This window comes from Desulfitobacterium sp. (assembly GCF_035539115.1).
In the GTDB taxonomy this organism is placed as follows: domain Bacteria; phylum Bacillota; class Desulfitobacteriia; order Desulfitobacteriales; family Desulfitobacteriaceae; genus Desulfitobacterium_A.
Genome location: NZ_DATLJA010000108.1, coordinates 1 through 15,375, shown reverse-complemented (window position 1 = coordinate 15,375; position 15,375 = coordinate 1). Strand labels below are relative to the sequence as shown.

The 15,375-nt window shown below is 38.9% G+C and carries 16 protein-coding genes; all 16 read left to right on the top strand.

Annotation, left to right across the window (positions count from 1 at the left end; genetic code table 11):
- Positions 1-311 precede the first annotated feature (311 nt).
- Positions 312-1,124 carry a flagellin N-terminal helical domain-containing protein gene (locus VM640_RS16770; RefSeq protein WP_325394306.1) on the top strand — a complete coding sequence of 271 codons (813 nt, stop codon included), beginning with the start codon at positions 312-314 and terminating at the stop codon, positions 1,122-1,124.
- A 71-nt stretch (positions 1,125-1,195) separates the two neighbouring features.
- Complete coding sequence (locus tag VM640_RS16765; RefSeq protein ID WP_325394302.1) at positions 1,196-1,597, top strand: flagellar protein FlaG; 402 nt, start codon at positions 1,196-1,198, stop codon at positions 1,595-1,597.
- A gap of 16 nt (positions 1,598-1,613) precedes the next feature.
- Positions 1,614-3,089, top strand: a complete 1,476-nt coding sequence (gene fliD / locus VM640_RS16760) for a flagellar filament capping protein FliD (RefSeq protein WP_325394300.1) — start codon at positions 1,614-1,616, stop codon at positions 3,087-3,089.
- A 48-nt stretch (positions 3,090-3,137) separates the two neighbouring features.
- Positions 3,138-3,566, top strand: a complete 429-nt coding sequence (fliS, locus tag VM640_RS16755) for a flagellar export chaperone FliS (protein WP_325394299.1) — start codon at positions 3,138-3,140, stop codon at positions 3,564-3,566.
- Positions 3,553-3,828: a hypothetical protein gene (locus VM640_RS16750; protein WP_325394297.1), complete on the top strand. Its 276-nt coding sequence runs from the start codon at positions 3,553-3,555 to the stop codon at positions 3,826-3,828. Before fliS ends, VM640_RS16750 begins: the two co-directional genes overlap by 14 nt.
- Positions 3,829-3,845: 17 nt before the next feature.
- Positions 3,846-5,747 (top strand): motility associated factor glycosyltransferase family protein, encoded by a 1,902-nt coding sequence (locus VM640_RS16745; protein ID WP_325394295.1) that lies wholly within the window; start codon positions 3,846-3,848, stop codon positions 5,745-5,747.
- Positions 5,748-5,805: 58 nt separating this feature from the next.
- The gene (locus VM640_RS16740) at positions 5,806-6,150 is read left to right on the top strand and encodes a DUF8042 domain-containing protein (RefSeq protein ID WP_475394587.1); all 345 of its coding nucleotides are present in this window, start codon (positions 5,806-5,808) and stop codon (positions 6,148-6,150) included.
- Positions 6,151-6,188: 38 nt separating this feature from the next.
- On the top strand, positions 6,189-7,424 hold the full coding sequence (locus tag VM640_RS16735; protein WP_325394291.1) for a motility associated factor glycosyltransferase family protein: 1,236 nt from the start codon (positions 6,189-6,191) through the stop codon (positions 7,422-7,424).
- A gap of 59 nt (positions 7,425-7,483) precedes the next feature.
- Positions 7,484-8,467, top strand: coding sequence for an NAD-dependent 4,6-dehydratase LegB (locus VM640_RS16730; RefSeq protein ID WP_475394586.1), 984 nt, complete (start codon positions 7,484-7,486; stop codon positions 8,465-8,467).
- 36 nt (positions 8,468-8,503) lie between these two features.
- Complete coding sequence (locus VM640_RS16725; protein WP_325394287.1) at positions 8,504-9,667, top strand: LegC family aminotransferase; 1,164 nt, start codon at positions 8,504-8,506, stop codon at positions 9,665-9,667.
- A 19-nt stretch (positions 9,668-9,686) separates the two neighbouring features.
- On the top strand, positions 9,687-10,727 hold the full coding sequence (locus VM640_RS16720) for a sugar phosphate nucleotidyltransferase (protein WP_325394285.1): 1,041 nt from the start codon (positions 9,687-9,689) through the stop codon (positions 10,725-10,727).
- Between the two features lie 13 nt (positions 10,728-10,740).
- Complete coding sequence (locus tag VM640_RS16715) at positions 10,741-11,391, top strand: acetyltransferase (protein WP_325394304.1); 651 nt, start codon at positions 10,741-10,743, stop codon at positions 11,389-11,391.
- Complete coding sequence (gene neuB / locus VM640_RS16710; protein ID WP_325394283.1) at positions 11,369-12,364, top strand: N-acetylneuraminate synthase; 996 nt, start codon at positions 11,369-11,371, stop codon at positions 12,362-12,364. Before VM640_RS16715 ends, neuB begins: the two co-directional genes overlap by 23 nt.
- Positions 12,361-13,527, top strand: a complete 1,167-nt coding sequence (neuC, locus tag VM640_RS16705) for a UDP-N-acetylglucosamine 2-epimerase (protein ID WP_325394281.1) — start codon at positions 12,361-12,363, stop codon at positions 13,525-13,527. Before neuB ends, neuC begins: the two co-directional genes overlap by 4 nt.
- A 38-nt stretch (positions 13,528-13,565) precedes the next feature.
- Positions 13,566-14,288: an acylneuraminate cytidylyltransferase family protein gene (locus VM640_RS16700; RefSeq protein ID WP_325394279.1), complete on the top strand. Its 723-nt coding sequence runs from the start codon at positions 13,566-13,568 to the stop codon at positions 14,286-14,288.
- 127 nt (positions 14,289-14,415) lie between these two features.
- Positions 14,416-15,375: transposase (locus VM640_RS16695; RefSeq protein ID WP_325394277.1), on the top strand; the 960-nt coding region annotated here is incomplete at its 3' end.

The following is a 15,375-nucleotide window of genomic DNA, read 5'->3' as shown; positions in this document are numbered from 1 at the left end:
AAAAATAGAATGATTTGGTAAAAGTCTATCTAGTGACCACTCGATCAAAGGTACTTGATCTGACTTACAAAGAAAAATTTAAGAAACAAGCACGAAAAAGAAAAATCACTGATATCTAACGAAAAGAAGGGAAATATGAAGATAATACGATATATTGCGTACAAATTAGCCAACCATGGCCTTCAGAAAACAAGATGATTATCCGATAACTAAAATGTAAGATGCTTTCTGAGTCGACAAGAAAGTGACTATACAAAAATTCTCACATGGATGTGGGAAAATTAGAATTCATGGAGGTAATTATTATGGCAATGATCGTCAATACCAACATTTCGAGCTTAAATGCTCAACGTAACTTAACAACCAGTCAAACCACACTTCAAAGTTCTCTGGAAAAATTGTCTTCTGGTTATCGAATCAATAAAGCAGCGGATGATGCTGCTGGGTTGTCTATTTCTGAAAAGATGCGTTCACAAATTAGCGGCTTGAATCAAGCTCAGCGTAATGCCCAAGATGGTATTTCACTTGTTCAAACGGCTGAAGGTGCTTTAAACGAGACTCATTCCATTCTCCAACGGATGAGAGAACTAGCAGTTCAATCAGCTAATGCTACCAACACAACGAGTGACCGTCAATCAATTCAACTTGAAGTTACAGCATTGACTAGTGAGATCAATCGCATAGCTAACACAACTGAATTCAATACTCAAAGCTTATTAAAGGGGACTTTCACAGGGAAAAATCTCCAAGTGGGTGCTAATGCAGGTCAAACGATTTCCATCTCAATTGCAACTATGAATGCTGGTGGACTTACTGTATCTGGACTACAAGTTACTTCGGTTGCTACTGCTAGTGCAGCCATAGGAAAAATCGATACAGCAATTGGTAAAGTTTCTGATGCACGTGCTGGAATGGGTGCAATCCAAAACCGGCTTCAACATACTATTGCAAACTTAGGTACTGCATCGGAGAATCTGACAGCTGCTGAATCTCGAATCCGTGATGTGGATATGGCTTCGGAAATGTCTAAATTTACGAAGAGCCAAATTCTCAGCCAGGCTGGCGTAGCTATGCTAGCCCAAGCGAACCAAGCGCCTCAATCGGTTCTGAAACTTCTGGGTTAATTTCCTCGGACATAACTTTATCTTGAACAAAAGAGCCGGTCGGCGGTTAGCCGGTCGACTCTTTTTGTCAAATGTGGATTAAGGTTGGTGGAGGAGGGAATGATGTGGTTAATCCAATTCAACCCAATATCGGGGTAACTGTATTACCGTCAGAGGCCTTTCCTGGACAGAGGTCTGATAAAGCACAAGAAATATTAGTGCCCGCTATTGAGCGTAAGCAAGAGGTTCCAACGGCTCGTGAAGAAATACCTCGCGAGGAAATTGAGAAGGCGGCAGAAAAACTGAATCGCCTCATGGGGCTCATTGACAAACAGTTAAAATTCAGTATTCATGAGACAACCCATCGCGTAATGGTAAAAATTATTGATCGCCAAACAGGAGATGTGCTTGATGAGATTCCTTCAAAACAGATGATGGATCTTTTAGGATCGTTTAATAAAATGGTGGGGATATTTTTCGATAAGTATCTGTAAGAAAGGAGAATGAGCAATGTCAATCTCTTTACCTGGATTATCCGGTTATGATTTTACGAGTATTATAGCATCAATGGTTCAGACATATAAGCTTCCTGAAAATCAGATGATAACAAAACAAAACACTTTGCAAATTCAGCAATCTGCTTGGCTGGATGTGAACACGAGGTTATCAAGTTTAGACAGTGCAATCACTGCTCTTCAATCGGCAGCAACTTGGACGGCAACTACAGCGACTTCCAGCAATACTAGTTTTGTGACTGCGACTGGCGGAAGTACTGCTATACCGGGTAATTATGCGGTCACAGTGGCTAATATAGCCCATGCAGAGGTTGTAAATACCAAACAAACCAGCGATTCTGTATTGGCATTGAGTATGCCTGGTTACGTTTATGATACGGTTGCCAAGACTTCAAATTGGGATTTTACCATTAACGGGAAACCAGTGGTGGTTACGAAAAGTTCTTCTGCGGGGACTTCCCCGACATTGACAGACATTGTTAATTCGATCAATAAAACGCAGGCAGGAGTTACTGCATCCCTTATTAAAGTGAATGCTACTGATTATCGTATTTCAATCACAGGTAATAATACTGGTGCTGCTAATCAGATTACTTTTGCAGATTCTATAACAGGTATTTTGGGAACAAATGGATTAAATTTAAATTTAACTGCAGGTATACCTGGCACATACAACACGCCAGTTGGAAGTGGAGGAATATCACAAGCTGCTGAGGATGCTCTCTTTACGGTTAACGGTGTAAGTATAACGAGCGCTACGAATACCGTGGCAACAGCAATCCAAGGGGTAACGCTAAATCTAGTTGCTAGCGGAGCCTCGACTGTTACGGTTGCTACGGATACTTCAGTCGCTCAAAAAGCAGTTCAAAGTTTTGTAGATCAGTATAATTCCACACAAAGTTTTATCTCTGATAAGCTTAGCTATAATACCACGACAAAGAAGGCAGGAGATTTATTCGCTGATCCTACGCTTCAGGCGATTCAATCTAGACTTAGAGCTATAATGGGAGGGGTCATTAATAGTTCTACATCTACCTATAAGACTCTAAGTCAAGTTGGCATTTCAACATCAGCTGATAACTTTGGTAAAAATGCTACATTAACCTTTGATACGGCCAAATTCACGTCAGCGTTAGCGGCTAATCCTCAAAGTGTTGCCAATCTGTTAAGTGCTCCTTACAATGGGGTGACTCCTTCAAACGTTGAAGGGTTGGGAAATACACTTCATGCTTATTTATACCCAGCCATTATGTTTGGCGGAAGCATATCCCAAACTCAGACTAGCCTGGATAGTCAAATTAAAGATGTAACGAATCAAATTAGCAGTTTTGATGTTCGGGTAACTAAATATCAGGACATGCTGAAAGCAAAATTTGCAAGCTTAGAAACCTTGCTGTCCGGCTTGAGTTCGCAATCAACTTGGTTAACAAGCCAGATTAATGCTTTGAACGGTACGACTACGAAGAAATAAGTGTAGATAGACTCACTTCGAGTCTATCTTAGGGGGGAGTGATTCGCTATGCCAAATACTACAACTGTTAGTAACCCATATAGCGCCTATAGACAAACTTCAGTAGCAACAGCTACACCAGATAAATTATTGATTATGTTATATGACGGAGCAATTCGTTTTCTTCGCCAAGCCAGAATTGCAATGGAACACAAGGATATAGAAGCAACCAATAAGTGGTTGGGAAAGCTTCAAGACGTATTTGTCGAACTTACCACGTCGCTGGATATAAGCCAGGGAGAAATTGCAGTAAACATGAAAAAACTTTATGAATTTTATCAAAATGAAGTGATTATGGCTAATGTTGAAAAGAACATGGAGCGGCTTCAACCGGTAGAGGAATTCCTTATCAGTTTTCGTGAAACGTGGGTTGAAGCTGCAAAGTCAGCTAAAGAAGACCCCAACGGAATGAGACATGTCAATTATGCAAACAAGTAATAATGTGGAGCATAACGAAGATATAAGCAATAAGCTTAATTATATTCGTGACTTATTTATCTGTAATGAGGATAATTTAGCGCTTCAGGAACTTGATTCCATTCTGAAGAAAATGGAAATTGCAGCACAAGAATTGCCCATTTCACGATATGCTGAATTTAAGCGAGAATTATTAGAAACTATACACTGTCTAGAAAATAAAGACTATGTACGGCTAATGGATATTCTTATATTTGAAATTAAGCCTCTTTTAAATCACTGAACGGGGATGGATGTGGAATGACATTTTTTGAAGAAAACCTCGCTTTTCTGCTTTCTCAAGGTTTCGAAGAACAAATATTAAATCAACCTCTAGAAAATTCCACAGTCCGTCTCTTTACAGGAAAAATGGGGTATTATACGGCTGTTAAACAGGTGGAAGATCATGATATCCTACTCCATAGTGCCTATGATCCGTTGAATGAGGCTTCTCGATTATTAGCCGTGGAAGATATTAGTTCCTACCTTTCAATCTTTGTTTTTGGCTTAGGCTTGGGTTATCATCTGCTGGAGTTAATAGAACAAACATCGCAAGATTGTTTGATCTTTGTCTTAGAGTCGGATTGGGATATTGTTCGAGCAGCAATGCACGTGATTGATTTTAGAGAAATATTAAAAACGGGCAGGGTTGTCTTGGCTTTTGGAACTCCATCGGATGTTCGGGTGATTTTAGACGGACTATTTGTTAATGGAGAGATCCAACTGAAACTTCATAAAATGGGCTTTTTGTATTTTGCACCGAAATATCGGCATGATATCACCGTAGTACAAGAAATACGCCGAATAATAATTGAAGTTTTTCAATATCATATTCTGGCAAAAGGAAACGATATTAGTTGGTCGATTAAGGGTTTAACTAATTTGTCGGAACATATCCCCTATTTGGCTCGGTCACCCTATCTTAGACAGATAGCCGATACGTGGCATAAACCCGTGGTGATCGTACTAGCTGGACCGTCTTTGAATAAAAATATTGCGGTTCTCAAGGAATGGCAGGATCGTGTTACAATTTTCTGCGTAAATACAGTTTTCAATAAATTATTAGATTATGGGATTGTTCCCGATGCCACCTTCACTCTCGATAGAGCCCCTGTCATTGCAGAAAAACATTATAAACGGGACGATCACATTCCTGAATCGGTTGTCTTAGTCGGTAATCCCGTTATTGATCCACGAAGTGTTAATTTGTTTAAACATAATATGTTTATCTTCGGTGGTGGGGAATTCTATCAATCTGAGCTTGCTCGGGATATGGGCTATGGCCTATTACCGGTAGGATTATCGGTAACCCATTTTGCTTTTATGTTTGCACTTTATATTGGGGCTCCGGCTATTTTACTGGTGGGACAAGATTTAGCTTATGGGAGCGAAGGCCGAACGCATAGTTCCGGCAGTGTATATGATGAGATAAAAGTGGATTTGGATAAAGAGAATGATGTAGTTTATCTCGAAGGATATTATGGAGGGGAAGTCCCTTCAAGTTTAAGCTGGAAATTATTCAGAGATTGGTATGAAATTTACCTCGAAAGATTTCCTTCTTTGCTCATTAATTGCACTGAAGGAGGCGCAAAAATTAAAGGGACTCTTCAACTTCCTTTAAAGGAAGCACTAGAACAATATGTAGGAACTGATTCATTAAAGAAGGATTCCTTTGTAGATTGGCTCTATTCTGTCAAACAGGACATTAAATATGAAGAAATGCTAGATAAAATCCGGATGTCTTTCGAAAAGCGTATTGAAAAGCTGCAAATATGTGAATTGGTTTTTGCCAGGGCATCGAGGGTATATCATAATATAGAGGATCCGGAAATTCTATTGAAGTTCAAAAAACGCTATTTGGATCAAATGGATAAAGAAGCTCGAAACATTATGTCTGATCAATGGATTTTCTCCGCTTTCAAACCGGAATATATAAGAGTAATGGTCGAGTATAATGGTTTGGATACAGGCGTATATAATGCTGACGTTGATTTAGAAACGGTAATCATAAGTAAAGCAAAATTATTACAAGATATGTTCTGTAATATAGGTCTTCTCTCAGAAAAACTTAGGAAAATTCTTGAAGATACGGTTAGCAAATTGAATGAAAAGATAGGATCTTCTGGTTCAGGCAAAAACTCTGATAAGAAGGTATCCAGATAATTGCGATACGATGTAAGTAATAATCTTTGATTCTAGGATGAGGAAGAGAGTGCTTGAAATGGAAGAACAAATTGAAATTCTTCGTACCGCTGATGAATATCTTGATAAACTAATTAAAGGAACTTCTGAAGCTGCAGAATACTTGTATAGTGGCCAGGAAAACAAAGGATTTCAATTAGTATCTCTCATTGCTGACGGGATTATGTGGTTGATTGAAGTAATAGAAATAACGAGCCAAGTCCAAAAAGAAGAGATTACGACCAGTGATGTTATGAGCAAAATTAACGAAATTAACGAGGCCATAAAAATAAAAGATACGGTTACAGTTGCTGATTTGTTGGAGTTTGAGGTTGTTCCGATCCTCGAACAGTGGCAGTTAAGCATTCAAAAATTATTAGGATAGGATAGGGGGTCTTTTAATTTTCAAGTAAAAGCATCGTATTGAAAGACGGTCGTGTTATCCAAATTTTAAAAGCCCAAAATGGTCAACCCACGCTGACTATTGATAATGTGTTGCTTCACAGCAAATATGATCCAGCAAGAGAGGCTATCGCACTTATTGATCATCATAAAACACTTTACCAAGGTAAAGATCGAGTGGTTGTTTATGGGTTCGGCTTAGGGTATCATATCAAAGAATTATTAAAAAGAATAAATCCGGATTGCAAGTTGTACGTATTTGAGGCGGATTTGGCTATTTTTGAAATAGCCAAATCTTTAAATGTGGTGCAGGAAATGTTGAATGATCGCCGGGTAGAGTTGTTCGTAGGATATAGTCCTGCTTTATTAAATCAATTTTCCGAACAGCTGAGTGGCGTTAGCAATCTATTATTATTCAAACCATCATTAAAGGTTCTACCCAACAAATTTAAGGACTTCCAAGATGCGATTTTTGATTTTGAATTAGGCAGAATTGGTGTGGAACGTTGGGGCGCTTCTCTCGTAGAGAATGATAAACTTAATCTTTTGCTTGAACATAAAAGGATTGAGGATTTTTTAAATGAATCTAATTTTGAAGCTAAGCCGATAGTGATTGCTTCCTCTGGGCCATCCCTTGATTCAAGCATAAAGGAATTAAAAAAATTCCGGAGTCGATTTAATTTATTTTGCGCAGGCAGTGCTCTCAGAACCCTTATGAAATATCAAGTCATACCTGACATGATTTGTATTATTGATGCATCTGATCTTGTTGCTAAACAAATGATCGGATATGAAAATCTTAATGTACCTCTTTGTTTCTTAAATTCGGCATCTCACATAGCGGTATCGAATTATCAAGGACCCAGGTATATTTTTAATAATGAATCAAATCAAGGGAACTTGACAATTGAAACTGGAAAATCTGTAGCTACGGCACTTTTATCCATTGCACTTAAAGGTAGAGCAAATCCGATTATTTTTACTGGCCAAGATTTAGCGTTTATTAACAATAAACATCATACCGAAACTTTTACAGATATCTACGGAGAGAGCAATGAAGTATCTCCTGATGGTCTGATTGAAACTGTCTTAGGAGTGAACGGGGATCAGTTGTATTCTAATCCCAGCCTTTTAAGTTTTAAACGATGGATTGAGCGGACCATTGAAGCTCATCCACAAATCACATTTTTTAATTCGAGTAAAGGAGCGAAAATTAAGGGAACTATCGAAAAGGATTTGCATGAAATTTTTAAATGAAAGTAATATTGTATTTGAAGTTTCTCCGTATATTAAATTCATTTTTAGTGAGGTGAGATATCTTGAATAAAGTCCTTGTAACAGGTGCTGACGGCTTTATAGGTAGCCATCTTGTTGAACAGCTTATTAAATCAGGTCAAAAGGTAAAAGCCTTTGTATTTTATAATTCATTCAATAGCTGGGGATGGCTTGATACCTTTCCCAAAGAGCTATTAAAAGAAATAGAAATATTTTCTGGGGATATACGTGACCCAAATGGGGTTAGAACTGCAATGAAAGATGTAGACGAAGTTTTTCACCTTGCAGCCCTCATTGCAATCCCATATAGTTACCATTCGCCTGATTCTTACGTAGATACTAATATTAAAGGGACACTCAATGTACTTCAAGCAGCTCGAGATTTAGGAACTCAAAGAATTTTGGTGACTTCTACGTCAGAGGTATATGGCACGGCACAATACGTGCCTATCGATGAAAAACATCCCTTTCAAGGGCAATCTCCGTATTCAGCAACAAAAATAGGGGCTGACAGACTCGCCGAGAGCTTTTATCGAAGTTTTGAACTTCCTGTTACAATAGTACGCCCTTTTAATACTTATGGACCGCGGCAATCAGCGAGAGCCGTGATTCCAACAATAATTACCCAGCTTCTTTCCGGAAAAACGGAGATAAAACTTGGGTCGCTTACCCCAACACGTGATTTTAATTATGTCAAAGATACCGCACACGGTTTTATTGAGATAGCTAAGTCGAGTAAAACAATCGGGCAGGAAATAAATATCGCGACCCAACAAGAGATTTCGATTAGACAGCTTGCTCAGGAGTTAATTCGTCAGATTAATCCTGAGGCTCAGATTATATGTGATGAACAAAGACTCCGTCCAGAAAAAAGCGAGGTCAACAGGCTTTTAGGTTCCAATCAAAAGATTAAAGAACTGACGGATTGGGAGCTAAAGTATAGCTTAAAGGGAGGTTTGGCTGAGACTATCAGGTTTTTTAAGGAAAACTTAAGCCGCTATAAAGCAGATATTTATAATCTCTAAATTTGTATATAATTTATACATATAGGAAGTGCTCAGATGAATGACTTAATTCCACTTTCCGTACCTAATTTTAAGGGGAATGAATTAAATTATGTTACAGACGCCATAGAAGCGGAATGGGTGTCTACAGGCGGCGCATACATCGAGAGATTCGAAAGGGAAATAGCCCATTATTTAAACGTCGAAACCGCAGTTGCGTGCCAAAGCGGCACTGCAAGTATACATTTAGCTCTAATTTTGGCAGGAGTAAAAGTTGACGACGAGGTAATCGTGCCTACCCTAACTTTTATAGCCGCTGTGAATCCAGTAAAATACTTGCTAGCGCATCCCATTTTTATGGATTGTGATGATTCCTTATGTATGGATATGAACAAATTAAGAGAGTTTTGCGAAAATAAATGCGAGTTTATCGAGCAAAAGCTCATTAATAAATCGACCGGACGACATATTAAAGCAGTCGTTGTCGTGCATGTTTTTGGGAACATGGCCGATATGCCAGTAGTAATAGATATTGCTGAACACTATAATCTTAAGGTTATTGAGGACGCGACCGAGGCGTTGGGATCCTATTACACGAACGGCCCATATCAAGGACAATATGCAGGGACAATCGCAGATATTGGGGCCTATTCCTTTAACGGAAATAAAATAATTACCACTGGCGGCGGGGGAATGCTTGTTTCTGCAGATTTTAACATAATGAAACAGGCAAAATATCTATCAACCCAGGCCAAAGATGATGCAGCTAACTTTATTCATGGCGATGTGGGTTACAATTATCGAATGACCAACCTACAAGCCGCTCTAGGCGTTGCCCAATTGGAGCAGCTCGAACACTTTATAACGATTAAAAAGGAGAATTACTTTCTCTACAAAAACGAAATAAATCGTGGAATACAAGGTTTAAGTCTATTAGACTTTCGCGAGAATATCAGGCCGAACTATTGGTTTTATTCCTTATATATAGAGGACACTGATAAATATTCGCGTAACCAAATCATTGAACGTTTAAGGAACGAAAACATTCAAACTCGTCCGCTCTGGGGACTGATTCATGAACAAAAACCGTATTTGCAGGCGCAATCGTACAAGATCGAAAAAGCTTATCAATATTATAACCGAATCGTGAATATTCCCTGTAGTAGCAATCTATCTACTCATGATGTGTTAAAAGTTATTGAGGCCATCAAGGCCATTTAATGAGAGGTGGGGGGGAGCAGTGAGCGTAGAGGCACTATTTATTGACGAAACGCAAAATGTACTAGAGGCGATGAAACGGATTGATACGAACGCAAGGCAAATCCTACTTGTCGTTGAGGATAGTAAATTAAAAGGAATCATCACCGATGGAGATATTCGCAGACATTTGCTACGTGGAGGAAAGTTGGAGGAGAAGGTCAGTAAAATCGCCAACTATCATCCTCGATATATATACGAAAAAGATAAGGTTAAAGCGCAAGGGTTAATGAAGAAATGGTCAATCCTTTCTTTACCGGTTGTGAATGAAAACCTTGAGATACAATCGATTCTGTTTTTAAACGATAATGAGATTGGGCGAAATCATTCTTTAAATGTACCTGTCGTCATTATGGCTGGTGGATTAGGGACACGCCTTTATCCATATACCAAAATATTACCTAAACCTCTTATCCCTATCGGGGAAATACCGATTACAGAGCATATTATCAACCAATTTTTAAAATATGACTGTAACGATTTTCACTTAATTGTTAATCATAAGAAAAATATGATCAAGGCCTATTTTAATGAAGTGGAAAAGGAATATAAACTGGAATATCATGACGAGGATACGCCCTTAGGGACAGGGGGCGGCCTAAGCTTATTAAAAGGAAAGTTAAGAACTACCTTTTTCTTTACAAACTGTGACGTATTAATCAGAGCGAATTATAAAGAAATCTATGACTTTCATAAGCAGAATGGAAATATGATTACAATAGTGGCAGCCTTTAAACATCTCATAATTCCTTACGGAGTCATCAATATGGATAGCCAGGGTAAGGTAGCTACGATGACCGAAAAACCTGAATACTCCTTTTTGACGAATACGGGATTTTATGTTGTTGAGCCTGATGTTATTAATAGACTTGAGGATAACAAAGTGATGGGTTTTCCAGATATAATTGAGCAGCAAAAAGCATGGGGAGAGAAAATTGGGGTATTTCCAGTTAGCGAAAAAAGCTGGCTAGACATGGGGCAGATCGAAGAGTTGGAGGAAATGAGAAAAGAGCTGGGAGTGTAAGCCTGTGAAAAGAATGGTACTAGTTGGTGCAGGTGGACATGCACTCAGTGTTATCGATAGTCTCCAAGCCAAGGATGAATACGAAATTGTTGGGATCACGGACATGATTAAAGTTGTAGGTGAAAAGGTACTCGATTACGAAGTTATAGGAAATGATACCCTTTTAAAGCCTATTTTCGAGTGTGGTGTCCCATTCGCTTTCATTACAGTTGGTAGTATTGGAGATACTTCTTTGAGAAAAAACCTTTTTGATAGGCTAAAGGATATAGGTTTTACCTTACCAACTATCGTTGACCCTACTGCAAGGATTGGGAGAAATGTGCATCTTGGAGAAGGGGTATATATCGGCAAAAATACAGTCATTAATCCTCATAGTGAGATAGGAGATATGACAATCATTAATACAGGAGCTATAATCGAACATGGTTGTCACATCAAAGAATTTTCACATGTTGGATCAGGCGCTGTGATATGCGGAGACGTTAAAATAGGCGCTCATACGCATATTGGTGCAAATGCTACAGTTATTCAGGGATTAAGTATCGGAAAGAACAGTATCATAGGAGCGGGAAGTGTTGTGGTTCACGACCTACCCCAGCAAGTCATCGCCTACGGAAATCCATGTAAAGTGGTGAAAAACAATGAGCGTGTTTATAATAGCTGAGGCTGGAGTAAACCATAATGGTGATATTCGATTAGCTAAACAATTAATCGATGCTGCGAAAGACGCGGGGGCAGATGCCGTAAAATTTCAGACCTTTAAAGCGGAGAGCCTGGTATCAAAAATAGCTCCCAAAGCGGCATATCAGAAAAAAACAACTCAGTCGGGTGAGAGCCAGCTCGACATGGTAAAGAAACTGGAACTCTCCTTTAAGGATTTTAGCGAACTCAAAAGATATTGTAAGCAGAAGGAAATATTATTTCTCTCAACGCCGTTTGATTTTGAGAGTATCGACTTTCTGGAGAGTATAGAAATCCCGCTCTATAAGATACCCTCAGGCGAGATTACCAATCTTCCCTATCTGATGGAAATTGCAAGAATGAGAAAACCAGTAGTCATGTCAACCGGGATGAGTTATCTAGATGAAGTAGAAATGGCCTTAGAAGTCCTTCGAAAAAATGGAACAGAAAAGATAACGCTTCTGCACTGTAATACCCAGTATCCGACTCCTTTTAAGGATGCGAATCTAAAAGCGATGTTAACCTTGAAGAATAGATTTGATGTTAATGTTGGTTATTCTGATCATACTCTAGGAATTGAAGCACCCATTGCAGCAGTCGCACTAGGAGCAACCGTCATTGAAAAGCATTTTACGCTAAATAAGAATATGGAGGGACCGGATCATAAGGCAAGCCTTAATCCACAGGAACTCAAAGCCATGATAAAGGCTATCAGAAATATTGAAGTTGCTTTAGGGAATGGCTTAAAACAACCCTCAGAATCAGAAACACCAAATATAGACGTCGCTCGAAAAAGCATTGTTGCGAAGCGAGATATAGTCCAAGGAGAACTATTCACTGAAAATAATTTAACGGTTAAGCGTCCAGGTAACGGAATTTCCCCCATGAAATGGTTCGAAATACTCGGAATGAGTGCAAAACGTGATTTTTATGAGGACGAGTTGATAGAGTTATGAAAAGAACAATCTGCATTATAACGGGTACACGAGCTGAGTATGGCTTACTAAGGCCGATTATAAAGAAAATTAAAGTCAACAATGAGTTTAATCTAAGAGTTGTGGCAACGGGTATGCATCTGTCAGAGGATTTTGGTCTTACCTATAAGGAAATTGAAGCAGATGGCATCTCAATCGATGCTAAAATTGATGTACTGCAAAATGATGATTCCCAAAAGGCGATGTCAAAAGCTATCGGGAGGGGAATTACTGGTTTTGCTGAGTACTTTGATAAAACAAAGACTGACCTGTTAATCATCTTAGGCGACCGCTTTGAGATTTTTGCGGCGGCGACAGCTGCTGCAGTAGCTTGCATACCTATTGCTCATCTGCATGGTGGGGAAACAACGGAAGGGGCGATTGATGAGTTCTTTCGCCATTCAATCACTAAAATGAGCTATTTGCATTTTACATCCACAGAGCAGTATAGGCAGCGAGTTATTAATATGGGCGAATCTCCAGATCGAGTATTTAACGTGGGTGCAATGGGTGTAGAAAATATCTTAACCCTTCCCCTACTGCCTAGAGATGAATTGGCACAAAGTATAAACTTTGATTTAAATGCACCGTATGCACTGGTAACATTTCACCCGGTAACATTAGAAATGGATACTGCAACTAAACAACTTGAAGAACTTTTAACGGCACTTGATGAAATCAAAGAACTAAATTTCATCTTTACTAAGGCGAATGCAGATGCCAATGGCCGGGCCATTAATAAAAGAATAGATGAATACTGTGAGAATAGAGAGAATATTATAGCCTTTACATCTTTGGGCGTTTTACGTTATCTTTCTGCAATGAAATATTGTGACATGGTTATAGGCAATTCTTCGAGTGGAATCATCGAAACGCCAAGCTTCAAGAAACCCACGATTAATATTGGAGACCGACAAAAAGGAAGAATTTGCGCAAACTCTGTTATCAGTTGTGAACCAGAAAAGCAGGCTATCACGAAGAGTATTACCAAAGCAAGGACACCACAGTTTCTGCGTGAGATTTCCAATCAGGTAAGTCCTTATGGTGACGGGAGAACTTCTGAAAAAGTTGTGGCAGTAATAAAGGATTTTCTAGATAATAACAAGATAAATCATAAAAAACGCTTTTATGATGTGAACGGATAATACGGGGAAAAATCAAGAATATCATGGGAGGGTATTTCATGAGAAATCCCAAAATACTGGGAATTATTCCGGCTAGAGGAGGCTCCAAAGGAATCCCCCGAAAAAATATTAAACAACTCGGAGATAAACCGTTAATCGCATGGACAATAGAATCAGCGCTTAAGGCGAACTGTTTAGATCGATTAGTTCTTTCAACTGAAGATGAGGAAATAGCGATATTAGGAAAAGAATATAGCTGTGAAGTTCCTTTTAAACGTCCCGCTGAGCTGGCTGGAGATAACACGCCGGGAATTGAACCAGTTTTACATGCAATAGATTGGTTAAGTGAACATGAAGATTACCGTTCTGATTATGTCATGCTACTCCAGCCAACTTCTCCTTTTCGAACGCATCAACAAATACTTGAGGCTACGAAAATTGTTTCTTCAAAGGATTTTGAGGATTGCGATTCCTTGGTCAGTGTTGTGATTCCTGAACACCCACCACAGTGGATGTATACTGTCAATGAAGAGGGATATATGAAACCTTTGTTGAGTGAAAACTTAATACCAAGAAGGCAGGAACTAACAACAACCTATTCATTAAATGGAGCCATCTATATCACGAGAACAGATGTGTTAATTAAAAAGAAAAGTTTTATTGTACCTCGAACCAAATTATATCTTATGAATTCAATAACTTCACTTGATCTAGACTCTCTGTCAGATTGGCAATATGCTGAGTATATTGTCCAAAACCATCTTTTTAATAATTTTGATTGATCTAGTAATCTTCTTAAGAGTTCAAAGTTAAACCCAAATTCAACCAAATAAAAATAAGCTTGATTTATAGTCGTCTCCCTGATAGTTTATTGTTCTGACCCAAAAAAACTTAAGGAGACAACGACATATGCTCAAGCTTATCGATACCATTTTACAACGATTTCAATGTTGCTTCAAGCGCAAGGAAACATTTTCTTGGTTTGTCGTCATTGTTGTGGGGATGCTTGTGAGAACGAATTTAAGAGGAGTATCTTCTATTGTGGGGTGCCTGCATCTGAATTCTTGTCATTATGAATCTATGCTCTACTTTTTCCGTTCGTCAGCGTTTAAATTAAGTGATATCAAACATCAATGGCTGAGCATTGTTCAACAATACATAAAACCTGTGAAGATTGATGAACGATCTATTGTAATCGGGGACCACATCAAGGTCGGTAAGGAAGCTCGGTACATGCCAGGCGTAAAAAAACTGCATCAAGATTCTGAAAATGTGGGGAAAGCAGAATACATTTTTGGTCATCAATTGGGCATGATTGGCATTTTGGCGGAAGGGCAAACGACTCAGTGCGTTCCTTTAAATATAGAACTTCACGATGGCATGGATGAAATCAACGCTTTGAAAGAGGATTCATCTGCACAAACACTCTCCGCAACACCGAAAGAAAACAGCATTGTGAAAATGATACAAATGGCTGGAAGTTATGTGAACGCTACTTCAGAGAAAATAATACTCCTGTTAGATGCCTATTTCCCCAGTGCAGCGTCCTTCAATGCGGTCGAGACCATCAATCAAGAACACCACTCGAAGTTAGTCACCTTAGTCATGAGAGCAAAATCCAATACTGTGGCCTTCGCAGAACCTCCAAAAACTGAAAAGCGAGGTATTGGACGTCCACGTATCTATGGCGAAAAGATTGTGTTTAAAAATGTCTTGAAGAGTGGTCTAGAAACGTTTCAAACCATCACGATCAACCTTTATGGGAAGAACGAAACGGTACAGTACCTCTGCATGGATCTTTTATGGAAACCGATCGGTCGCAAAGTGCGTTTTGTGTTGGTAAAAACCGGCGAGAAAATGATGATTTTA